Source organism: Dermatophilaceae bacterium Sec6.4 (genome assembly GCA_039636865.1).
Taxonomy (GTDB): domain Bacteria; phylum Actinomycetota; class Actinomycetes; order Actinomycetales; family Dermatophilaceae; genus Allobranchiibius.
In genome coordinates this window covers 3,142,278-3,163,599 of the sequence record CP144172.1, presented here as the reverse complement: position 1 = coordinate 3,163,599, position 21,322 = coordinate 3,142,278, and the positions used below count along the sequence as shown (strand labels likewise).

The 21,322-nt window shown below is 68.8% G+C and carries 19 protein-coding genes and 2 pseudogenes; 17 read left to right on the top strand and 4 right to left on the bottom strand.

Annotated elements, in window-relative coordinates; genetic code table 11:
- Positions 1 to 17 precede the first annotated feature (17 nt).
- From V3G39_15090 to V3G39_15075, 4 genes are read left to right on the top strand one after another with little or no spacing between them, the layout of a single operon-like run.
- A complete protein-coding gene (locus tag V3G39_15090) occupies positions 18 to 887 on the top strand; it encodes a glycosyltransferase (GenBank protein XAS75955.1) in 870 nt (289 codons plus the stop codon).
- Positions 888 to 900: 13 nt separating this feature from the next.
- On the top strand, positions 901 to 1,866 hold the full coding sequence (locus V3G39_15085; protein ID XAS75954.1) for a hypothetical protein: 966 nt from the start codon (positions 901 to 903) through the stop codon (positions 1,864 to 1,866).
- 10 nt (positions 1,867 to 1,876) lie between these two features.
- Positions 1,877 to 2,626, top strand: a complete 750-nt coding sequence (locus tag V3G39_15080) for a hypothetical protein (protein XAS75953.1) — start codon at positions 1,877 to 1,879, stop codon at positions 2,624 to 2,626.
- Positions 2,623 to 3,543 (top strand): DNA-3-methyladenine glycosylase 2 family protein, encoded by a 921-nt coding sequence (locus V3G39_15075; GenBank protein ID XAS75952.1) that lies wholly within the window; start codon positions 2,623 to 2,625, stop codon positions 3,541 to 3,543. Before V3G39_15080 ends, V3G39_15075 begins: the two co-directional genes overlap by 4 nt.
- A gap of 12 nt (positions 3,544 to 3,555) precedes the next feature.
- On the opposite strand, the gene V3G39_15070 is transcribed toward V3G39_15075, so the two are convergent.
- Both V3G39_15070 and cofD read right to left on the bottom strand, forming a co-directional pair.
- Positions 3,556 to 4,605, bottom strand: a complete 1,050-nt coding sequence (locus V3G39_15070; protein XAS75951.1) for a coenzyme F420-0:L-glutamate ligase — start codon at positions 4,603 to 4,605, stop codon at positions 3,556 to 3,558.
- Positions 4,598 to 5,572 (bottom strand): 2-phospho-L-lactate transferase, encoded by a 975-nt coding sequence (gene cofD, locus V3G39_15065; protein XAS75950.1) that lies wholly within the window; start codon positions 5,570 to 5,572, stop codon positions 4,598 to 4,600. The genes V3G39_15070 and cofD overlap by 8 nt, the downstream gene beginning before the upstream one ends.
- Positions 5,573 to 5,695: 123 nt before the next feature.
- Between cofD and V3G39_15060 the strand changes: the two genes are divergently transcribed.
- Genes V3G39_15060 through V3G39_15050 form a run of 3 tightly spaced genes read left to right on the top strand, consistent with a single transcriptional unit; the run spans position 5,696 to position 10,571 of the window.
- On the top strand, positions 5,696 to 5,962 hold the full coding sequence (locus V3G39_15060; protein ID XAS78257.1) for a WhiB family transcriptional regulator: 267 nt from the start codon (positions 5,696 to 5,698) through the stop codon (positions 5,960 to 5,962).
- A gap of 26 nt (positions 5,963 to 5,988) precedes the next feature.
- Positions 5,989 to 9,117, top strand: a complete 3,129-nt coding sequence (locus tag V3G39_15055) for a glycosyltransferase (GenBank protein ID XAS75949.1) — start codon at positions 5,989 to 5,991, stop codon at positions 9,115 to 9,117.
- Entirely contained in the window at positions 9,114 to 10,571 is a 1,458-nt protein-coding gene (locus V3G39_15050) for a DUF5719 family protein (GenBank protein ID XAS75948.1), read from the top strand. The genes V3G39_15055 and V3G39_15050 overlap by 4 nt, the downstream gene beginning before the upstream one ends.
- Here V3G39_15050 and V3G39_15045 read toward each other — a convergent pair.
- Both V3G39_15045 and V3G39_15040 read right to left on the bottom strand, forming a co-directional pair.
- Complete coding sequence (locus V3G39_15045) at positions 10,568 to 11,398, bottom strand: NAD(P)H-binding protein (GenBank protein XAS75947.1); 831 nt, start codon at positions 11,396 to 11,398, stop codon at positions 10,568 to 10,570. The genes V3G39_15050 and V3G39_15045 overlap by 4 nt on opposite strands.
- Positions 11,399 to 11,404: 6 nt before the next feature.
- Positions 11,405 to 11,728, bottom strand: coding sequence for a metallopeptidase family protein (locus V3G39_15040; GenBank protein XAS75946.1), 324 nt, complete (start codon positions 11,726 to 11,728; stop codon positions 11,405 to 11,407).
- Between the two features lie 223 nt (positions 11,729 to 11,951).
- Here V3G39_15040 and V3G39_15035 point away from each other — a divergent pair, with 223 nt between their 5' ends.
- From V3G39_15035 to V3G39_14990, 10 genes and pseudogenes are all read left to right on the top strand, one after another.
- Positions 11,952 to 12,305, top strand: coding sequence for a DUF3499 domain-containing protein (locus V3G39_15035; protein ID XAS75945.1), 354 nt, complete (start codon positions 11,952 to 11,954; stop codon positions 12,303 to 12,305).
- Positions 12,306 to 12,325: 20 nt separating this feature from the next.
- Positions 12,326 to 13,801 (top strand): phosphomannomutase/phosphoglucomutase, encoded by a 1,476-nt coding sequence (locus tag V3G39_15030; GenBank protein ID XAS75944.1) that lies wholly within the window; start codon positions 12,326 to 12,328, stop codon positions 13,799 to 13,801.
- Complete coding sequence (locus V3G39_15025; protein ID XAS75943.1) at positions 13,798 to 14,028, top strand: hypothetical protein; 231 nt, start codon at positions 13,798 to 13,800, stop codon at positions 14,026 to 14,028. The genes V3G39_15030 and V3G39_15025 overlap by 4 nt, the downstream gene beginning before the upstream one ends.
- A gap of 8 nt (positions 14,029 to 14,036) precedes the next feature.
- Positions 14,037 to 15,224 (top strand): SIS domain-containing protein, encoded by a 1,188-nt coding sequence (locus tag V3G39_15020; GenBank protein XAS75942.1) that lies wholly within the window; start codon positions 14,037 to 14,039, stop codon positions 15,222 to 15,224.
- 13 nt (positions 15,225 to 15,237) lie between these two features.
- Positions 15,238 to 15,462: pseudogene (locus V3G39_15015) on the top strand (hypothetical protein).
- A 137-nt stretch (positions 15,463 to 15,599) separates the two neighbouring features.
- Positions 15,600 to 15,821, top strand: a pseudogene (locus V3G39_15010) (tryptophan 2,3-dioxygenase family protein).
- 41 nt (positions 15,822 to 15,862) lie between these two features.
- The gene (locus tag V3G39_15005; GenBank protein ID XAS75941.1) at positions 15,863 to 17,104 is read left to right on the top strand and encodes an aminotransferase class V-fold PLP-dependent enzyme; all 1,242 of its coding nucleotides are present in this window, start codon (positions 15,863 to 15,865) and stop codon (positions 17,102 to 17,104) included.
- Between the two features lie 9 nt (positions 17,105 to 17,113).
- Positions 17,114 to 18,487, top strand: a complete 1,374-nt coding sequence (locus V3G39_15000; GenBank protein ID XAS75940.1) for a mycothione reductase — start codon at positions 17,114 to 17,116, stop codon at positions 18,485 to 18,487.
- Position 18,488: 1 nt separating this feature from the next.
- Positions 18,489 to 20,348, top strand: coding sequence for an alpha-amylase family protein (locus tag V3G39_14995; GenBank protein ID XAS75939.1), 1,860 nt, complete (start codon positions 18,489 to 18,491; stop codon positions 20,346 to 20,348).
- 9 nt (positions 20,349 to 20,357) lie between these two features.
- Entirely contained in the window at positions 20,358 to 21,317 is a 960-nt protein-coding gene (locus tag V3G39_14990) for a cation diffusion facilitator family transporter (protein ID XAS75938.1), read from the top strand.
- Positions 21,318 to 21,322: the final 5 nt, after the last annotated feature.

Genomic DNA, 21,322 nt, shown 5'->3' with positions numbered 1-21,322 from the left:
AGAGGACCTGAAGAGCGATGCCTGCCCACCCCACGATCGGCGTGGTGATCCTGCACATGGGTGATCGCCCTGACGAACTCGCCGAGGGGCTCGCGACCCTGCGCGCCCAACGGGATGTCGAACTCGATGTGGTCGTGGTGGGCAACGGCTGGCAGCCGCAGGGGCTCCCGGACTGGGTACGCAGTGTGTACGTGCCGGTCAATGCCGGGGTGCCCGAGGGCCGCAACATCGGGGTCCGCGAGGCGCGCGGCGAGTACCTCTACTTCCACGACGACGACGCCACCCTGCCCGCGAACGACGTGCTGTCCCGGCTGTGCGGGCTGCTGCAATCCCACCCACGTCGCGCTGTCGCGGTGGCGCGCGGCGCGGATCCCGACGGCAGGCCGGCACCGCGCCGCTGGGTCCCGCGCATCGATGTACGCGACGGCGGTCGGCCCGGTTCGGTGACGTGTTTCTCCGAGGCGTTCTGTGTCATCAGGCGGTCCGCTTTCGAGCAGGTCGGAGGCTGGCCCGGTCAGTTCTTCTTCGGGCACGAGGGCATCGATCTGGCCTGGCGGCTGATCGACGCGGGCTGGGACATCGAGTACGACCCGTCGGTCACCATCCATCATCCTGCGACGGATGCAGCCCGCCACGACGTCTACTACCGCACCAATGCACGCAACCGGGTCTGGGTCGCGCGCCGCCGGCTGCCGCTGCCGTTGGTGCCGGTGTATCTGGGCACCTGGACGGGCGTGATGATGCTGCGGGCCCCTGATGCCCGGGTCCGGTCGGTGTGGCTGGCGGGCTTCCGGGAGGGGTGGACCACCGATGCCGGCGCGCGCGCGCCCATGTCGTGGCGCACCGTCGGCCTGTTGACCCGGTCCGGACGACCGCCGGTGATCTGATGCGGGTGAACTGATGCGGGTCGTCGTTACCGGTGTGCGTAGTCGCACCCACCTGGTGCATGTGTCGGCATATCTGCGCGATGCGCTGCGCACCGCCGATTCACTCGACGTCGACTACGTCGGTGGTGGCCGGTTCATCGGCAACGCCACCGTCAGCTCCGATGATGTGGCGAAGTTCCTGCCCGACGACGCCCGCCTGTCGGTCCGAGTGCTGTCCTCGATGCAGGAGTGGACTCCGGACGGCGCCGAGCTGACCTACGTCGCCGTCGGAGCACCGGGGATCAAACCGTGGACAGACCTGCGGCGCCGCCAGGGCCGATCGCGGATCCGGGTCGTGGTGACCGACGAGGGGATCGGCAGCTACGGCACCTGGCGTACCCGACATGACGCGTGGACCCGCCAGGGCCTGCGTGAACCGTGGTGCTCGGTGCGGACCACCGCAGTACGGGTCGCCGACGCCACCCTGACGTCGCAGCGTTTCGCCATGTACGACAAGACCCGTAACTGGGAGCTGGATCGGCGCATCGCCGGGGAATTCCGGTGGCGGACGAGCGCGGGCGATGAGCACGGCTCGGGTCGGGCAGTGCTGCTGACGCAGCCGTGGGTCGAGATGGGGTCCCTGTCCGAGGACGTCTACCGCGCGCACATCGAGGCGATCCACGAACGAACGGCCGCCCTCGGCCTGCGCCTGGTCATCCGTCCGCATCCCGCCGAGCACATCGACCGGTACGACGACTTCGAGACCCTGCCCGGTGACCGGCCCGCCGAGCTGGACGGTCGGATCGTCGACAGTGCCCTGATCCTGGGCGGCACGAGCACGGCGCTGCTCAATCTTGCGGCGCTGCACGGGCTTCGTTGCTACCGGGTGCAGGTGCCCGGTCTGGAGCACCTCGAGCAGCGCCTCGGTGCCAACCAGCGGGCGCTGTTGGAGCGCTATCTCCCTGCGCTCATACCAGTGGCTGACATACCTGCGGGCTAGAGTCATCAGGGTGCTTCGCAATACCACCGCATCCGTGCGGATCGCGACCTCACCGACCGTGCAGCGAGTTGTCGGCCGGGCACGAGCGGCGGCCCGTGGCACTGCGGCCAGGCTTCCCCACCCGGGTGAACCCGCAGCCCTGCGCGCGGGGGACGTCAGCGAGGTACGCATCACCGGGCTTTTGCTCGACAGTCGTGATGCTCGAGCGGCGCGGCGATTCTCGCGCAGCCTGGGTCTGCCGCGGGCGCTGGACGACACCACTGCCTGGGCCGCGCTCGGCGGCCTGGCCGCGTTGCTGAGGGTGATCGACGATGGCAGGCGGCGTGCTGTCGTGGTCGACACCGCCGGCGAACGGTCGGTCTTTTCCCGATGGGCGGCCCGCGCCGGGTTCGCCCCGCTGCACCTGGACGTGACCCGCGCGGAAGTCGTGGGGAATGCCATCGATCCCGGGTCGGTGGACCTCGTCGCCCGCCTGCACCCGCACTCCAGTGTCGCCGACAGGGTCGATACCGACCTCGCGTTCGCCGCGACCGCGCTACGTCGAGGTGGGGTGGTGGTGCTCACGATCCGACTCGGGCCGGCTGACAGGGGAGCGCTGCGGGTGGCCGACCTTCGGTCGCTGATCGCCCGCGCTCACGAGCAGGGTCTGACGCTGCTCGGTGATCTGCAGCTGGCGGAAGCCGCCCGGGCGCGCGCCGTGCAGCGCGACGACGAGGCCGACACCGTGGGTTTGGCGCTGCTGTCCTTCCGGCGCCGGTGAGTGACGCCGGCCCGGATGCAGTTGCGGAGTGGGCGCCCGGGCGACCGGTGCCACTGAGTGAAATTCTGGCGCCGTTGCGTCGCGGATCCGGCGACCCGACGTGGCGGGTGCATGACGGGGCGATCTGGCGCGGTCTTCAGACACCACACGGACCCGCCACCGTCCGGATGTGGCGGCGTACCGAACGCGCCGCGCAGCTGCAGGCGTGGGGGCCGGGCGCGCAGTGGTGTGCCGAGGCCTACCCGGACTGGCTCGGTCGACGCGATGACGTCTCCGGGTTCGAGGTGCACCACGCTCAGCTGCGCGATGTTGCGCGCCGAGCAGAACACTGGCGGGTCGGTCGCACGGGTCTGGTGATGGAGGCTCTGGTGCCGGCCATCCTGGAGCAGCGGGTAACGGGCAGGCAGGCGTTTGCTGCATACCGTGCCCTGGTCGCTCGATTCGGATCGGTGGCCCCGGGCCCGGGGGAGCGGCTTGGGCTCCGCTGCCCGCCGGACCTGCCTGGCTGGCGGGCGATTCCGTCGTGGGAGTGGCTGCGCGCCGGGGTCGACGCGCAGCGGGCCGACACCGTGATGCGGGTCCTGCCGGTGGCCCGACGTCTGGAGGAATGTACCCAGCTGCCGCTGGCGACCGCCTGGCGACGGTTGTCCTCAATTCCCGGTGTCGGGGTCTGGACGGTGGCCGAAACGTTCCAGCGCGCACTCGGCGATGCCGACGCGGTGAGCTTCGGGGACTACCACGTCGCAGCGGACATCGGTTGGGCTCTGACGGGTGCTCCGGTGGATGACCTGGCGCTGGAGGCCCTGCTCACGCCCTACGTCGGGCACCGGTACCGCGTGCAGCGGCTCGTGCTGGCCGGGCACCTCACCCGGCCGCGCCGTGGCGCCCGGATCACGCTTCCCACCCATCTGCCGTGAAAAGCGAGCAGGTCAGCGTTCGCGTACCTGCAGGGTCACGCCCGCCTCGTTGTGGGTCGCCGCACAAGTGAGCCGTTCGCCCGCCAGCGCGATCTCCAGGCGCGCCCACACGCGTCCCAGGGTGAGGCTGTCCCGGGCGCTGAGGTCGACGCGATGACCGTCCTGCCCGACGTCACCGCCGGCCCCTTCATGTCCGTGCAGGGCAATACGGACGGCCCGCGCGACCCGATCCGGTAGCGGCTCCGGGGCCACTGATTCGATTCCCACGCTTTCCGACAGCTCGCTACCCGCGGGGATGCCCAGGGCATCGCGGACAGCTTCGGCGCGACCCAGGGCAAACCAGTCGGTCGGCCCCGAGCGCACGAGATCACGAGCCGGTGTGCCCGGGCCGTGTTCGAGGACCAGATGCGGCAGTCCGCGCACGATCGCGATGGGCACCCGGTCCAGCTTTCCCTTGACGAGATCGGCGGCGGCGGCGATCTCGTCCGCGAGGTTACGCACGGTGACGGCCAGATCGCGGCCGTGGGTGTCGCTGGTACCGCGGAGGTCGTCGATGCCGCACAGCCCGCTGCAGCCCAACGCGATATCGACCAGTCCGGCGCGCCACGGTCGACCTGCGGTGTCGGTCAGGAGCACCGCTATCCGCGCTTCGTCCGGCAGGTGGCGGCGCAGTTTGCGATGCAGATCGGCAGCTGCAGCATCCGGATCGGCGGGCAGCAGCAGCAGACGGTCGTCGTCGGAGTTGGAGGCATCGATACCCGCGCCTGCGAGGACGGGGCCGCTACGGGCAGTAACGACCCGGGTATGGGATGTCGCCGTGCGCCGCTCCGCAACGACGGCGGTCGACTGCTCCAGTACCAGCGCTGCGCGACGGTCCGGGTCGGCCCACAGCCCGGCAGCCTTGGAGACCACCTTGCTGGTCACCACGAGGATGTCTCCCTCGACCAGGGCGATGCCAGACGCAGTCAGCGCAGTCATGATGAGGACAGCCAGGTCATCGCCGGTGATGACCTCCGGCATGCCCCGGACGGGGACCAGAGCAATACCGGGTGGGTCAACCACGCCGTGGCAGCTCCTCGGCAAGGTCCAGTGCGGCCCCGGCCATCTCGCCCGCCGCCTGGACCGAGGTCATCAGCAGGGGAGCGGTGCGGACCTGCAGGCGCGAGTCGTAGGTCGCGTCCCGGTCGGCCTCGTCGACCAGCCACCCGCCCAGGAAGTCCGCATACAGGCCGGCAACTCCCGCCGCGGTCACGGGCACGTCCAGCGCAGCCAGGCACGCATCCGCGTGTCCACGTACCGGCGCGCCCCCGACCAGCGGGCAGACGCCCACGACGGGCGCCGATGTGCCGCGCAGCGCATCGCGCACCCCCGGCACCGACAGGATGATCCCGATCGAGACCACCGGGTTACTGGGTGGCAGCAGCACGACGTCTGCCTGCCTGATCGCGTCCAGGACCCCTGGGGCTGCCGCGGCCTTGTCCAGCCCAGCGACCACGAAGCGCCGCGCGGGCACTGCCGCCTGTAGTCGCACCCACCACTCCTGGAAATGGATCGCGCGTTGCGCGTCGCCGTCGTCGATCACCACGTGCGTCTCCACAGGGGTGTCGGTCATCGGCAACAGGCTCACGCCCTGCTCCGGCAACCCCCAACGGCCTGCGAGCCGTGCGGTCACGTCGCTCAGGCTGACCCCCTGTCCCAACCACTGACTACGCACGATATGTGTGCCGAAATCCCGGTCGCCGAGCCCGAACCACTGCGGTGTCGCGCCGTATGCGGCGAGCTCGGCCTGGACGTCGAAGGTCTCACCGGCACGGCCCCAACCCTGCTCTTCGTGGACGCCACCGCCGAGGGTGTAGAGCAGCGTGTCCACATCGGGGCAGACCCGCAACCCGAACAGGGTGATGTCATCGCCGGTATTCGCGATCACGGTGAGGCGGTGCGGACCGCCCGGTCGATCCTTCAGGTGGTGGAGCAGGCCGCGCAGGAACCGGGCGCCGCCGACTCCGCCGGCCAATGCGGTGATGTGCATGGGCCCATCATCGTCGCCGGCCGGGCGGGCGAAAGATTCGGGCTTGACTCAGACGAATGACAGCCGTGTAATTACCCCAGTCGATTCTTCTTGTCTCGGCGTTGTCGTCCGGGAGGGTCCGTGCTGGAATTCGCATTGATTGTGGGAGACGGCCTCGACGACGACGACGGGGAACTGTCCTGGCAGGAGCGTGCCCTGTGCGCGCAGACCGACCCAGAGGCGTTCTTTCCCGAGAAGGGCGGTTCCACCCGGGAGGCGAAGAAGGTCTGCGTCGGTTGCACCGTACAGACGCAGTGCCTGGAGTACGCGTTGGCCCATGACGAGCGGTTCGGGATCTGGGGAGGCCTGTCCGAACGCGAACGTCGCAAGCTGAAAAAGCGCGCGATCTGAGCGCGCTGGACGCCTCGTCGGCTGGGATGCGCGCCGTAGAAACGCGTGCGGGCTTCTTCGATGTCGAAGACACCGGCAGGCCTGGGCCCATGGTCACCGCACTGCTGGTCGTTCGCGATGAGGCGGGCACCGGACCGGTGATTTCCCTGGACGACACCTGTGAGGCACTGGCTCGTCAAACACGCCCGCCGGACCGGGTGGTCGTCGTGGACGCAACCGTCGGGCGCCTGGTGCGCACGTACCTGGAGCAGCACGGCACGCTGCGTCAGGCGTTCTCCGGCCTGTCGGTGGTCACCGTGCCCCCTGATACGCCGTTCGCCGCAGTGGTCGACATGGCCGTGGATGCCCTGCCCCCACCCGGCGAGGACCATGTGGTACAGCGGCGCTCCGCACGGCGGGCCGGCGCCCGTCCAGTGCGAGCCAGCGACCGCACCTCATGGCTGTGGTTGCTGCACGAGGACAGTGCCCCCGACGTCGATGCACTCGAGGAACTGACCGAAGCCGCATCGGGGTCCGAGCGGGTCGGTATCGCCGGGTGCAAGGTGGTCGACGCGGCCGACCCCACGATGCTGCTGGACATCGGCTCGGACATCACCCGCACCGGGCGCCATGTCGCCACGGTGCCACCCGGCACCCCCGATCAGGGCCAGCTGGATCATCGGCGGGATGCGCTGTCGGTCAGTAGCGCCGGAATGCTCGTGCGCCGCGACACCTACAACACCCTCGGCGGATTCGACCCCGCCTTCGACGGCGACGGCGACGGACTGGATCTGGGGTGGCGGGCGCACCTCATCGGCCACTCCGTCGTCGTGGTCCCCTCCGCCCGGGTCCGTGGTCGGGCGCGCGCGGACGGCTCGAACATCCGCACCCTGCGCCGTCATCGTCAGGTCGCGTTGGCTCGCTCGAGCCTGCTCGGCATGCCGTTCCTCGCACTATGGATGGCGGTTAGCTCGACCGTGCTGGCCCTGTTCCTGTTGCTCGCAAAGCGTCCGCGACGAGCCGGTGTCGAACTGGTGCAGGCCAGTGCGCCACTCGGCGTACTGCGGGTGCTGCGGGCCCGCGGCCGTTTCTTTCGCCGTGCCACCACTCGGCGTCGCAACCTGCGAGGACTGTTCGTTACGGCGGGTCAGGCGGCGCGTGCCCAGCTCGACGCGGTTCGGACCGGGTCCATCGGCGGCGATGGGCACGGCGGCATCGCCCGCGCGATCTTCGGCCCCGGCGGACTGGTGGTACTGCTCCTGTCGGTTGCCGCCGCAGTGTGGTGGCGCGATCTGCTGACCGACGGTTCGCTGACCGGGGCCGGGCAGGGCCTGGTCGGTGGGCAGCTACTACCGTTCCGCACCGACGCAGCCGGCATCTGGGCTACCTACCACGACGCCTGGGTCGGCCCGGGACTCGGCCATGCCTCGACGCCGACCCCCTACCTGGTCGTGCTTGCGCCACTGGCCTGGCTGGTCGGACTGCTGCCCTGGGTCAATCCGGCCGCGTCCGGCGCGGTGGCGGTCGCCTGGATTCTGGTCGCCGCGATGCCGCTGTCGGGGTTGGCTGCCTACTGCTGCGGTCGCATCATCACCACCGAGCGGTGGCCACGGGCGGTCATCGCGCTGCTGTGGGCCACGCTGCCCACCCTCACCACCGCAGTCGGGCAGGGCCGGCTCGGGCCGGCGGTGGGGCACATCCTGCTGCCAGTCGCACTCGCGGGGACACTTGCTGCAGCACGTCGAGGGGCAACGACAGCAACTGCTTTCGGAGCGGTCCTGGCAGTCGCTGCGACCGGTGCCTTCGCGCCTGTTCTGCTCCTGGCCTGCAGCATCGTGGCCCTCGTGGGTGTCGTTGCGGCCCGCGGTGCCGCACGGTGGCGTCAGCTGGCGATTCTGATCACGCCGTGGCTGTTGTTGGGGCCCTGGACCCGTGCTGCCGTGACCGGCGATCACCGGTTGCTGCTCGCCGGCCCTGGCGCGCTGGATGACGCGCGTGGTGCCCTCGCACGCGGCTGGCAGCTGGCACTCGTGCATCCCGGCGGTCCCGGCTCCTATGCCGTGGTGGCGACAGTTCCGGTGCTGTTCATCGGGGTGTGCGGGCTGCTGCGCCCCGGGCTGGGCATGCGGGGGGCAGCGTTGATCGGCACCGGGCTACTCGGCCTGGCTGCTGCGCTCGCCGCACCGCACGTCGTGCTCACCGCCACCAGGGCAGCCGTCACGGGGGCCGCGACCCCATGGGTCGGTCCTGCGCTCGACGTCTACGCGTTCGCTCTGCTCGCGGTGGGACTGATGGGGATCCGGGGCCTGACGGGCGGCCGGGCGCGGCTCTGGGTGCGCACCGGTACGGCCGTTGCCTGCGTCGGTGCCAGCGTCCTCGGCGGCTTCGCGATCTGGACCGCGTCACCGCGCGCGACGACACCGGCTACGAACGTGCTGCCATCCGTGGTCGATGAACAGCTGGCCGCCAGTCGCGCCCCGCGGGCGCTCGTCCTGAGCCGTACCCCCGGCAGCGGCGGCGCTGCAACGTTGAGTTACCGCCTGGTCGGGCGGGAGTCGGGCGTGCCCGCGCGCGATCTACGGCGCCCGGACCCGGCATACGACGCCCGGACCGCTGCCGCAGTGACCGCACTCGGCGCCGGTGCTGCTTCGGCCACCGACCTGCTACACCAGTTGGCGGTGTCCTATGTGGTCGTGCGCGGTGCACCCGCAGACGCCCAGCTGAACTCCACGCTGATCGCTTCGGGCGCAGTGACCCAGCTGTCCACCACGCGGGATACCGCGTTGTGGCGGGTGGTGCCTATTTCGGGCGACAGCGGTCCGGTGGCCAGTAGCCGACTGATCCTCACCCAGGCGGGTCTCCCGGCGACTGAGCTGTCGTCGACCGGCGCGCACGGCCTGGCGACGGACGTGTTGCGCCCCGGCCCGCCCGGTCGGGCACTGGTGCTGGCCGAGGGTGCCGGGTGGATCGGTCGGGGCCGGGTCACGCTGGACGGACGTCTGCTGTCGGCCTCGTTGGCGGGCGGATCGCCCAGCTACGCGCTGCCGACGACCGGCGGCACGTTGCGCGTGACGCCGGGCGCGGCGAATCGTCGACTGCCCTGGTTGCAATTGGTGCTGCTCATCGCGGTCTGCTACCTGGCCATCCCGTTCGGGTCGCGAAAGGCCCGGGTGTGAAGGTCGGCGGGGTGCTACGGGTGCTCGTTGCCGCCGGCGTGGGGACCGGCCTGGTCTACGGCGCGGGTCACGTAGACGGGACCCTGCGGTGGGACCGGCGCGGCGACCGGATCGCATCGGTATCCCAGCCGTCGCAGGCGCTGGACCGGGCCACGTGGACGTGCCCCGGCCCCGAGCTCGAGGGGCAGCAGGCGGGAACCCTTGCGGCGACTCCGCCCGCGCAGGTACTTGCGGGGATCACGCCGCCGGTCGCATTGCCGGCTGCCGCGGGTCGATTGCAGGCCACCTTCCTGCCGGACAAGGGCACCTCGTCGACCGGTACGTTGGCGCCGACCTCCGGTGGGCTGTTCCAGAATCTGGTGCAGGCAGGCAGAGCCGAAAGCATTGAGCTGACCGGTCGGTCCGCGCCGGGCAGTTCCGTTGCGCAGTACTCGGCGCTGGAGACGGCGCAGGTTCGCGGTGCGTCGTTCGTGCAGTGCGGTGCGGCCACGCGTGACGGGTGGTTGCTCTCCGGTGGTCACCAACCGGGACGGGCGACCCGGTTGGTGCTGAGCAATCCCGGCGCCTCTGCCGTGACGGTGACAGCAGAGGTGGTGACCAGTGCCGGGCGCGACCCCGGTTCGGTTGCGGGCGTGGTGGTGGCAGCGCGGACACGGGTCGTCCTGGTCCTCGCCTCTGCTCGGCCCGGCATCGACCCGGCGATCCACGTGACCTCGGCGGGTGGGCCGGTAGCTGCCTGGGCCTCGGATGTCTGGCGCGATGGTGAATCCCCGGTAGGTATGGCGGTTTCCGGTATGTCGGCGGCCCCGGCGCGTACCCAGGTGGTACCCGTGGTGACTGCCTCCAGCGTGGTCCCCTCAGTCCGGGTGGCCAATCCCGGTGGCTCGTCGGCCGTCGTGCGCGTACGGGCAACCGGTGCGAACGGCGTGATTGCGATGGAGAAGGTCATCAGTGTCCCGGCGGCGAGCACTGCTGCCGCCGCGTTGACCGGCCTGACGCCAGGTAGTTACAGCGTTCAGGTGCTCTCGGATGAACCAGTGGTGGCCGCCGCGTTCACGCGCACTGCAGCACGTGGCGCGGCCGATCTGTCCTGGGCGACTGCTGCCGTGCCCGTGACGACTCTCACGGGCACGGGCCTGCCCGCCGGTCTCGCGGCGACACTGGGTGTGACTGCCGTCGCCGGCTCGGCAAGAGTGCGCGTGAGTACCGTCGACGCCGGCGGCGCGCTTACGGCGACGACCCGCGTCATCACCCCCGGCACACCCGTGATACAGGCGTTGCCAGGGGCTCGCTCCGTGTGGATCACCGTCGTCTCCGGTTCGGTGCGTACTGCGGTGACCCTGCAGGGCACTTCCGCGAAGGGGCCGCTGCTCGCGACGACGGCGCTCGCGCCCCTACCGCTTCGATCGCAGGCGATCCGACTGGTCCCTGCCGATCAAGAGGCTGCAGATTAGGGAGTAGTTGCCCGGTCGGTCCACCACTGCGCGTAGGTGCGCCCACCCCGTACAGCCTGCTCACCGGGCAGATTCGACCCGCGCGCGAATGCCGACAGGGTGCGCCCCACGGTCGGCAGCCTGACCTGTCGTGGGGTGGACTTCCCGGACAAATGGGCGGACAGCACGCTCAGCTCCCGAGCGGTCAGTACCTCTGGTCCGGCGAGCTCGATCGGCCCTGCTGCCGGAATCCCCTCCAGCGCCACATCGACCAGGTGTCCGGCCACCCACACCGGGTCGCAGGGCGCGAACCGCAATCCGCGAAGACCCACGGCGAGCGGCCCGAGCGACGCCGTGCATATCCGCTCCACGAACGGGTGGAACTGGGTGGCGCGCACGATCGTGGCCGGTCGCCCGGACTGGCCCACCACCGTCTCGGCCTCGGCCTTGACCCGGTAGTACGGCAACGGGTTGTCCCAACACCCCACGATCGACACATGCACGAGGTGCGCCTGCGGGTTGTGCTGCGCCAATGCATTGCACAACCGCTCCAGACCGTCCACGTCGACCGCGGACCCGGTCGTACTCGTGGCGCAATGGATCACGGCACTCACGCCGCGCACAGCATCTGCCAGCCCGGAGCCGGTGCGTAGGTCGCCGAGATAAACCGGTGCCCCCGACTGCGCATCTGCCCGATGGGACAGAACGCGTGCCGGGACCTCGGACACGAGGAGTTCCTGGACGACCGCACGGCCCAGGGTGCCGGTGCCGCCGGTGACCAGAACGGGGTGCCGGGGTATGACGGGTAGTCCGGTGAGCAGGTTAGGAGCAGCAGTCGGGTCGGTCATTCGCGATCAGTCCTGCAGGTCGTCGGGGTGGATGCCGATCACGTCAGCCACCTGCTCGGCGACGACGTGGTCGATGAGCTCGCTGAGTTCGTCGCGGTCGAAGGTCCTCGCTTCGATCGGGCGACGGTAGATCACGATCCGCGTAACAGCGCCCCCGTGGCCGGGAAAGCTACGTCCGAGCGCCACGTCCGACTCCCAGGGCGCCGGATCGTGCGCCGGGACGTCCTCGACCGCGACCTCCAGCATGTCCAGGGGCCGTTTGATGCGGCGCTCCAGTCGCTCCAGGGACTCCAGCACCGTCCGGTCGAAGTCGTCGGACCGGGTCTGCATCGCTGGCACCCTGGGCCAGGCCATCGGACCACGGGGGCCTCGTCCATGCCGCCCGGGACGGGTCGGCCGTCTGGGTCGGGGAGCGGCCCCGGCGCCCTCCGCCTGCCCAGCGGGGCGGCGTAGGTCCTGCCAAGCGGCGTCACCGGTCATCGACCAACCCTAACCAGAGCGTTTGCGGCGCGCCGGGCGGTCGTTTCGTCCGGCTCTGACCTAGCCTCACTTCGTGACACACCCCGCCACTGCTTCCTCCCGGCCGCTGATGCGTACCTGCGACCGCAGTGCGTGCTCGCAGCCATCGGTCGCGACATTGACCTACGTCCATGCGGACTGCACGATCGTGCTCGGCCCCCTCGCCACCTATGCCGAGCCGCACTCCTATGACCTGTGCGCCACTCACACGAGTCGATTCACCGCGCCGAGGGGTTGGGATGTGGTGCGACTCGCTATTGATCTGGAGCCTCCGGTGCCGTTCGGTGACGATCTGGCTGCGCTCGCCGATGCCGTCCGGGAAGCAGGCCGCCGCGAGGTGCCACCGCCGCCCGCGCAGTCCCGGTTGCGCGTGGTTCCCAGCTCTTAGTGCCCCGTTAGGCTGCGGCGGTGATCTCGACCAGGCTGCAAGATTTCGTCAAGGCGTACGACGTTCGCGGTCTCGTCCCCGAGCAGCTCTCCGTTGCGGTGGCCCGGGCCTTCGGTGCCGCGTTCGCCGAGCAGATCGCGCGGCCGGAAAGCGGGCAGAAAAGCGCCGGCGTCGTCATCGGTTACGACATGCGACCCAGCTCCCCGGAGCTAGCTGCCGCATTCGCGCAGGGGGTGGTGGCCCGTGGCGTCGACGCGACAGTCATCGGGCTCTGCTCGACCGACGGTCTCTACTACGCCAGCGGCATCCTGGATCTGCCCGGTGCGATGTTCACCGCGAGTCACAACCCGGCGCAGTACAACGGCATCAAGATGTGTCGGGCCGGCGCAGCGCCGATCAGCACCGACACGGGCCTTGCGCAGGTGCGGGACCAGGCCCAGGACTGGCTGGACCATGGTGAGCCGGACCCGGTCAGCACGATCGGTTCGGTCAGTGAACAGAACCTCCTCGCCGACTACGCCGCGATGTTGCGTGGGCTGGTGGATCTGAGCAGCGAAGCCGACCTGGGGGTGGGTCGACCGCTGAAGGTCGTCGTGGATGCGGGCAACGGGATGGGCGGGCTTACCGTCCCTGCTGTGCTGGGCACGCACGCGGGTCTTGCGCCACTACCACTGCAGATCGTGCCGCTCTATTTCGAGCTGGACGGCACCTTTCCCAACCATCCGGCCAACCCGCTGGAGCCGGCCAACCTGGTCGACCTGCAACACGCCGTGCGCGAGCACGGCGCCGACATCGGGTTGGCCTTCGACGGCGATGCCGACCGGTGCTTCGTGGTCGACGAACGTGGTGAGCCGGTGAGCGCGTCGGCGGTGACCGCGCTGGTGGCGGTGCGCGAGATCGACCGGGCGGTGCAGGACGGAACACCGGCCGAGCAGATTCGCGTGGTGCACAACCTCATCTCTTCCCTCGCCGTGCCGGAGATCATTCGTGAGCACGGCGCGATCCCGGTGCGCACCCGTGTCGGGCACTCCTTCATCAAGTCGGACATGGCCGACAACGAGGCCATCTTCGGAGGAGAGCACTCCGCCCACTATTACTTCAAGGATTTCTGGTACGCCGACACCGGGATGCTCGCCGCGATGCACGTCCTGTCCGCACTGCGCGCGCACGACGGGTCTCTCTCGGATCTGATGGCCGGGTACAGCCGTTACGTCCCGTCCGGCGAGATCAACTCCACGGTGGCGGACAAAAGCGCTGCGACGCAGCGGGTGCGTTCGATGGCTCTCGGCATGGACGGGGTGGTGCAGGACTCGCTGGACGGGTTGACGTTCACCCACGAGTCCGCGCCCATGTGGTGGCTTAATGTTCGGGGCAGCAACACCGAGCCGCTGCTGCGCCTGAACGTCGAGGCGGCCGATGAATCGACCATGACGGCGATCCGGGACCGCGCCCTCGCGGCGATCCGTGCAGACGACGAGGAGACTGGACTGCTATGAACACCATCGAACCGAACGCCACCGAACCGAACACCATCGAACCGTGGCTGCGTGAAATTCTGCGGTGTCCGGTATGCCGTAACGAGCTGGTCGACGCCACGTCGCCGGACGGTGGGCCGGAGCTGCAGTGCGCGCAGGAGTGCGACCCGGGCATCCGTCGCGGATACCCGATCACCGACGGGATTCCGGTGTTGCTTGCCGACGAGGCACGCATCATCGCGGTCTGAGCGCGGCAATGCCACTGTTGCAGGAGTCGTGGATCGATGACCCGAACGAGCTCGTCTGGCGGGATTCGCGCAGTACGTTGCGCGCGCTGGCCACGGCCGGTGCCCAGGTTCGAGAAGCTGTCACGCTCGCTCAGGAGGCAGGGGTGGCGCGCGTCGCGTTCGGTGAGCGTCCACGCTCGGTTCTCGTTGCGGCACTAGGGGGTTCCTCTGTCGTCGCAGACGTGCTGGAGCTGTTGTCCGAGCCCGGTTCACCGGTGCCGGTGACGGTCCGCCGTAATCTTCCGCTTCCTGGGTGGGTGGGACCGCTCGATCTCGTCATTGCCGTATCGCTGTCCGGCACCGCCGACGGTCCGGTCGCGATTGCCTGGGAAGCGGCCCGCCGCGGGGCCTCGTTGCTGACGGTGGGCGCTGACGACTCGCCGTTGTCCGAGGCTGCGCATCGCGCGCGCGGCGTCCACATCGGCGTCGGTCGCGGGCGTACCTCCAGCCGCACGTCGCTCTGGTCGCTGCTGACTCCGGTACTGCTCGCCGCGGACGTCCTGGGTCTGGCCGACGTGCCGGAGTCCGTTTTCGGGCAGATCGCCACGAGGTTGGACGAGCAGGCCGACACCTGTCGGCCCTCCTCGGAGTCGTTCGTCAACCCGGCCAAGGTGATGGCGGTGCAGTTGGCCGAGACGGTGCCGGTGATCCTGGGCGACAACCCGCTGACCGGCGTCGCTGCGCGCCGCGCCGCGTCGATGCTCTCCCGGACCGCCCGGATGCCCGCCACCTGGGGTGAGCTGCCCGATGCGGCCTCGCAGGTGGTGGCGTGTTTCGACGGCCCGTTCACCGCAGGAGGCGGTCACGGCCTCGCGGGACGCACCGGGATGGACATCTTCGCCGACCCGTTCCTGGACGGTCCGGCACAACCCAACCTGGGGTTGATGATGCTGCGCGACGCGCCGGTGGCGGTGCCCACCCGCGAGAGCGAGGAGGAGCGGGCCCTGACCGAGGATCTCCTCGCCACTGCGCGCGAGGCGCAGGTGCGGGTGGTGGAGTCCGTGGCTGCGCCCGGACACCCGGTGGTGCGCCTCGCCGAACACCTGTCGATGGTCGATTTCGTCGCGACCTATCTGGCGATCGGCCTCGGAGTGGACCCGGCGGTGTCGGCTCACGTGGCGAACCTGCGGGACCGTCGGCGAGGGCGAGCCCAATGAGCCAGCGGGCCTGATGAACGATCAGTTCCACGTCCCGGCGATGTCCTACGGCGCCTACCTGCACCTGGATACGTTGCTGTCCGCGCAGCTACCGCGCGCGGTACCGCCGCAGCACGATGAGTTGCAGGCGTCGCTGAAGCGGCTGGCTCGGGTCAAACACATCCAGGCCACGCTCACGCAGCAATGGTCGGTCCTGGCGACCCTCACCCCCAGCGAGTACGCCACGTTCCGCACCTTCCGCCGAACCCTCCTCGCACGCGCTGCTGGGCCGTCGCAGATTTGCAGTACCGGCCGCTGTCGTCGAGCGCGACGTCCGGCTGCCGTACACCCCGCACGAGGGGCGGCGAGGTGTTCCACGAGGTCTACTCCGAACCGGCGCGGCACTGGGACATCTACGAGACGTGTGAGGAGCTCGTCGACCTGGAGGACAATTTCCAGCTCTGGCGGTCCCAGCACCTGAAGACGGTCGAGCGCATCATCGGCGGCGCACCCGGCACCGGTGGCTCCAGCGGCGTCGCGTCTCTGCGTCGCGCGCTGGATCAGACGTTCTTCCCCGAGCTGTTCACCGTCCGTGCCCAGATCGCGCAAGGGCTGTAGAAATCGACGACTGTAGAAATCAAGGACTGTAGAAAGAAGACATGACGATGTCCGACCTCACCTCATGGCGCGAACGCGCTGCGCAGCTGGATCTGGGCGACCCGTTGGCCTCGTTCGCCGACGCGTTCCTGCCGATGGCGCGGGAGGTGTCCGCCTACCTCGACGGCAACTCCCTCGGCCGGCCGTTGCATGCAACGGCGGGCGCCCTGAACGACCTGGTCACGACCCGTTGGAGCGGTGAGCTGATCCGGGGTTGGACCGACGGCGGCGACCCGTGGATGGCGTGGCCGCAGAACCTGGGTGATGCCATTGCCGACGCGTGTCTGGGCGCCGCAGCGGGTCAGACGGTTGTCGCCGACTCCACGACGGTGCTGCTCTACAAGCTGGCCCGGGCCGGTGTCGGCGCGCGGCCCGGGCGCACTGAGATCGCGCTCGACACGCATAACTTCCCGACGGACCGCTATGTCGTCGAAGGCATCTGTGCAGAACTGGGGCTCACCCCGCGGTGGATCGAGACGGACCCGAGTGGGGGTATCGAGCCTGAGGAGGTGCGGGCAGCGGTGGGCGAGGCGACCGCGCTGGCAGTGTTCAGTAACGTCGCGTACCGGTCAGCGCACCTCGCTGATGTCCCGGCCATCACCTCGGTCGTGCACGATGCAGGTGCGTTGGTGCTGTGGGATCTGTCGCACTCCGTGGGTTCGGTGCCGATGCAGCTGGACGAGTGGGGCGTGGACCTCGCGGTCGGCTGCACCTACAAGTACCTGTGCGGCGGGCCGGGCGCCCCGGCGTTCGGTTACGTACGCAGCGATCTGCAGGACGCCATCCATCAGCCGATCCAGGGCTGGATGGGCCGAGCTGAGCCTTTCGTGATGGGTCCGGGCTACCTGCCCGCCGCGGGTATCCGCTCCCTGGTCAGCGGCACACCGCCGATTCTCGGCATGGTCGGGGTGCGCGAGGGCGTATCGCTGGTCGCGCAGGCTGGTATTGAAGCGATCCGTGCCAAGTCCACCGCACTGACGACATTCATGATCGAGCTCGCAGACGAGGTGCTGGGCCGGTATGACGTGCGGGTAGCGACACCGCGCGACCCGCAGCGTCGGGGTAGCCACGTCACCATCACCCGCTCGGACTTCCGCGAGGTCAATGCCGCGCTGTGGGATGCCGGGGTGCTCACCGACTTCCGGATGCCCGACGGGATCCGCCTCGGGTTGGCGCCGCTGTCGACGTCCTATGCAGATCTCGTCACCGCGACCGGGGTCATCGAAGGCCTGCTGTCCGCCTAGGCTGAGCCAGTGACTCATTTCGACCTGGCGATCATCGGTAGCGGCTCGGGTAACTCGTTGGTGACCCCCGATTGGGACGGCAAATCCGTCGCGATCATCGAGCGGGGCATCTTCGGTGGGACCTGCCTGAACGTCGGATGCATCCCGACCAAGATGTTCGTCTACGCCGCCGAAGTGGCCGATACCGTGCGTGGCGCCGGTCGGTACGGGGTCGACGCCCACGTTGACGCGGTGCGCTGGCCGGATATCAGGGACCGGGTCTTCGGTCGCATCGATCCGATCTCGGCGGGCGGGCGTGACTACCGGGTGAACGGCGGCAACACGACTGCCTACCTCGGGGAGGCTCGTTTCACCGGACCGAAGACGTTGGCGGTGCTGGTCGACGGGCAGGAACACGAGTTCAGTGCCGACCAGATCGTGGTGGCCACCGGCAGCCGAGCGATGGTGCCGGACCGGATCCTGACCAGCGGCGTGCCCTTCCACACCAGTGACACAGTGATGCGACTGGAGACGTTGCCTGCATCCATGGTGATTCTCGGTGGCGGTTTCATCGCGGCTGAATTCGCGCATGTGTTCTCCGCCTTGGGGGTGAGTGTGCGCATCGTGGCCCGCGGCAAAGGTCTGCTGACCAAGGAAGACGCCGAGATCTCGCAGGCGTTCACCGAGCAGGCCTGCGCGCAGTGGGACGTGCACCTGAACTCGCCCGTGGTGAGCGCCGATTCAGTTGATGGTGAGGTCAGGCTGACGCTGGGCGACGGCTCGACCGTCAGCGGCGAGGTGCTGCTCGTCGCGACCGGCCGGGTGCCCAATTCCGAAGCGCTGGACCTCGCGGTCGCCGATGTCGACACACATGACGACGGTCGGATCCTCGTCGATAAGTTCGGCCAGACCTCGGCCGCAGACATCTGGTCGCTCGGCGACGTCAGCTCTCCGTACCAGCTCAAGCACGTTGCCAACCAGGAGGCGCGGTCAGTGGCGCACAACCTGACCCACCCGGATGACCTACGCGAGTTCGACCACCGATTCGTCCCGCAGGCGGTCTTCACCCATCCCCAGCTCTCCTCTGTCGGCCTGACGCAGGAGCAGGCGCAGGCTGCCGGCCTCGACATCGCTGTCAAGGTGCAGAAGTACGGCGACGTGGCGTACGGCTGGGCGATGGAGGACACCACCAGCATCGTGAAGCTGATAGCCGACAGGCAGACCAAGAAACTCGTCGGTGCGCACTTTATGGGCCCGGATGCGAGCTCTTTGATCCAATCCTGCATCCAGGCAATGACCTTCGGGCTCACCGTGCCGCAGATGGCGCGCGGACAGTACTGGATCCACCCGGCGCTCGCCGAGGTCATCGAGAACGCACTGCTCGGTCTCGACCTCGACGACTGACGTGGAGCAGTTCGAGCTGCGGGTGCAGCGGTGGTTGCCAGACCTGGTTGCCGCAGTGCAGGAGGCCTACCCGCAGTACGCCGAATCTCTGGTCGACGAAATCGTGCAGCTCGCCGCGACTGCCTACGCGCAGCGCGACCCGGAGCTGCATCGGTTGGACGCCGAGCGGCTGTTGCGGCCGGATTGGCTGCAGGAGCCTGCCATGTTCGGATACGCCTGCTACGCAGAGCGATTCGCGGGTGATCTGGTAGGTGTTTCCCAGCAGATTCCCTACCTGCAGGAACTGGGCGTCAACTACCTGCACCTGATGCCGCTGCTCACCCCACGCGCAGGTGACAGCGACGGTGGGTACGCCGTGCAGGACTACCGGTCGGTGCGGGCCGACCTGGGCACGGTGGCGGACCTGCGGCAGCTTGCCACCTCGCTACGCGAGCAGGGCATTTCCCTGGTGCTCGACCTGGTGCTGAACCACGTCGCGCGCGAGCACGACTGGGCGGTTGCCGCGCGTGCGGGCGATCCGACCTATCGCGACTACTTCTATGTCTACCCGGACAGGACCGTGCCGGATCAGATCGATGCGACCGTCCCGGAGGTCTTCCCAGACTTTGCGCCCGGCAACTTCACCTGGGACGCCGAGGCGGGCGGTTGGGTGTGGACGACCTTCAACTCTTTCCAATGGGATCTGAACTGGTCCAATCCGGCCGTATTGCGGGAGTTCATCGAGTTGATCTTCCACCTGTCCAACCTCGGGGTGCAGGTCTTGCGGCTGGACGCGATTGCTTTCCTGTGGAAGCGGATCGGTACCGACTGCCAAAACCAGCCCGAAGTGCACGCCATCACCGCGATCCTGCGCACTGCTGCCCGAATCGCCTGCCCCGCGACGGTCTTCAAGGCCGAGGCAATCGTCGGTCCGCGCGATCTCATTCCCTACCTGGGCCGGGGTCGGTATGCGGGCAAGGTGAGTGACCTTGCCTACCAGAACAGCCTCATGGTGCAGATCTGGTCGATGCTCGCCACGGGCGACACGCGGCTGGCGCGCCGTGCATTGGGGGAGCTGCCACCCAAGCCCACCGGGGGCACCTGGATCTGTTACGTGCGCTGCCACGACGACATCGGTTGGGCAATCGATGACGGCGACGCTGCTGCGGTCGGGGTCAGCGGCCCAGGGCACCGGTCGTTCCTGTCCGACTGGTACTCCGGAATCTTCGCCGGCAGTACAGCCGACGGCCTGGTCTTCCAGGAGAACGAGCAGACGGGGGATCGCCGGATCAGCGGCACCGCCGCATCACTCGCCGGCGTGAATGCAGTCGGGCAGCAGCAGAATGACGCGCTGGCCCGGGTCTACCTCGCGCATGCCATCGCCATCGGCTGGGGCGGCATCCCGGTGATCTGGAGCGGGGATGAGTTGGGGGCGTTGAACGACGTCGGGTATGCCGACGAGCCCGGTCATGACGCCGACAACCGCTGGGCACACAGGCCGCGACTGACCGATGAGATGCGGGCCGACCGTGATCGGCCGCACACGGTCGCGGGGCGCGTCTTTCCCGGGATCGTGCACCTGGCGCAGGTGCGAGCCCGCACCCCGCAGCTGCATGCGTCGGCGGAATCCAGGGTCGTCGCAGACACCGATGACGGACTGTTGCTCGCGGTACGGCAGCACCCGAGCGGTCCGATGGTGTGTGCCTACAACATCACCGACCAGTGGCGACCCATGCAGCGAAGTGTGCTGACCTCGGCTGGAATCCACCTGGCGTACGACGTTTTGGAATCGCGCGATGTGGGGTCGGACGATCAGGGAGCGCTGTGGCTCTCGCCCTATTCGGCAGCGTGGATCGTCAATCGCGACGAGGTCCCCGCCTAGACTTCAGCTATGTCGACCGAGGGCGGTAACACCGCAATTCTGGCCGCGCTCGGAGCCAACCTAGGAATTGCGGTGACCAAACTTGTCGCCTTCGCGCTGACCGGCATGAGTTCGATGCTGGCCGAGGGCATCCACTCCCTCGCGGACTCCGGCAACCAGATCCTGCTGCTCGTCGGCGGCAAGCGGGCGAAGAAAGAAGCCACTCCGGAGCACCCGTTCGGGTATGGCCGGGAGCGCTATGTCTTCGGGTTCCTGGTGTCGATCGTGCTCTTCAGCCTGGGCGGGTTGTTTGCGCTGTACGAGGCTTATCACAAGGCGCACGAAGCTCATTCGGGCGAAGGGACGAAGCCTGGCATCGATCAGGCCTGGTGGTGGGTGCCGATTGTGGTGCTGCTCGCCGCGATCGTGCTGGAAGGGTTCTCGTTCCGCACGGCCGTGCGCGAGAGCAACCCGCTGCGGGGTGACGCGAGTTGGCTGCAGTTCATCCGTAGAGCCAAGGCTCCCGAACTTCCCGTGATCCTGTTGGAGGATTTTGCCGCCTTGATCGGACTCGCCTTCGCCCTCTTCGGTGTCGTGCTGTCGGTGGCGACCGGCAGCTCCTACTGGGACGCCGCCGGCACAGCGCTGATCGGGTTGCTGCTGGTGGGTGTTGCGGTCGTGCTGGCCGTCGAGACCAAGTCGCTGCTGATCGGGGAGAGCGCGACTCCAGAGGTACGCCGGAACATTCTCGCGGCGATCGGGAGCGCACCCGGCGTGGACCGCATCATCCATGCCAAGACGCTGCACCTGGGTCCGGAAGAGCTTCTGGTGGCCGTCAAGATTGCCGTGGGTGAGACCGATACCGGCGAGCAGGTGGCGCGTGCCATCGACGCGGCCGAGCAACGCGCCCGTGCGGCCGCGCCTGATCTGCGGCTGGTCATGTATCTCGAGCCGGACCTGGACCGTGAACAGGCGAGGGAGTCGTCATGAGGACG

Excerpts from the sequence above, each read along its gene's own strand:
- V3G39_15090 (XAS75955.1), top strand. The coding sequence starts at position 18 with ATGCCTGCCCACCCCACGATCGGCGTGGTGATCCTGCACATGGGTGAT.
- V3G39_15085 (XAS75954.1), top strand. The coding sequence starts at position 901 with ATGCGGGTCGTCGTTACCGGTGTGCGTAGTCGCACCCACCTGGTGCAT.
- cofD (XAS75950.1), bottom strand. The coding sequence starts at position 5,572 with ATGCACATCACCGCATTGGCCGGCGGAGTCGGCGGCGCCCGGTTCCTG.
- V3G39_15055 (XAS75949.1), top strand. The coding sequence starts at position 5,989 with ATGCGCGCCGTAGAAACGCGTGCGGGCTTCTTCGATGTCGAAGACACC.
- V3G39_15045 (XAS75947.1), bottom strand. The coding sequence starts at position 11,398 with ATGACCGACCCGACTGCTGCTCCTAACCTGCTCACCGGACTACCCGTC.
- V3G39_15040 (XAS75946.1), bottom strand. The coding sequence starts at position 11,728 with ATGCAGACCCGGTCCGACGACTTCGACCGGACGGTGCTGGAGTCCCTG.
- V3G39_15025 (XAS75943.1), top strand. The coding sequence starts at position 13,798 with ATGAACACCATCGAACCGAACGCCACCGAACCGAACACCATCGAACCG.
- V3G39_15020 (XAS75942.1), top strand. The coding sequence starts at position 14,037 with ATGCCACTGTTGCAGGAGTCGTGGATCGATGACCCGAACGAGCTCGTC.
- V3G39_15005 (XAS75941.1), top strand. The coding sequence starts at position 15,863 with ATGACGATGTCCGACCTCACCTCATGGCGCGAACGCGCTGCGCAGCTG.
- V3G39_14990 (XAS75938.1), top strand. The coding sequence starts at position 20,358 with ATGTCGACCGAGGGCGGTAACACCGCAATTCTGGCCGCGCTCGGAGCC.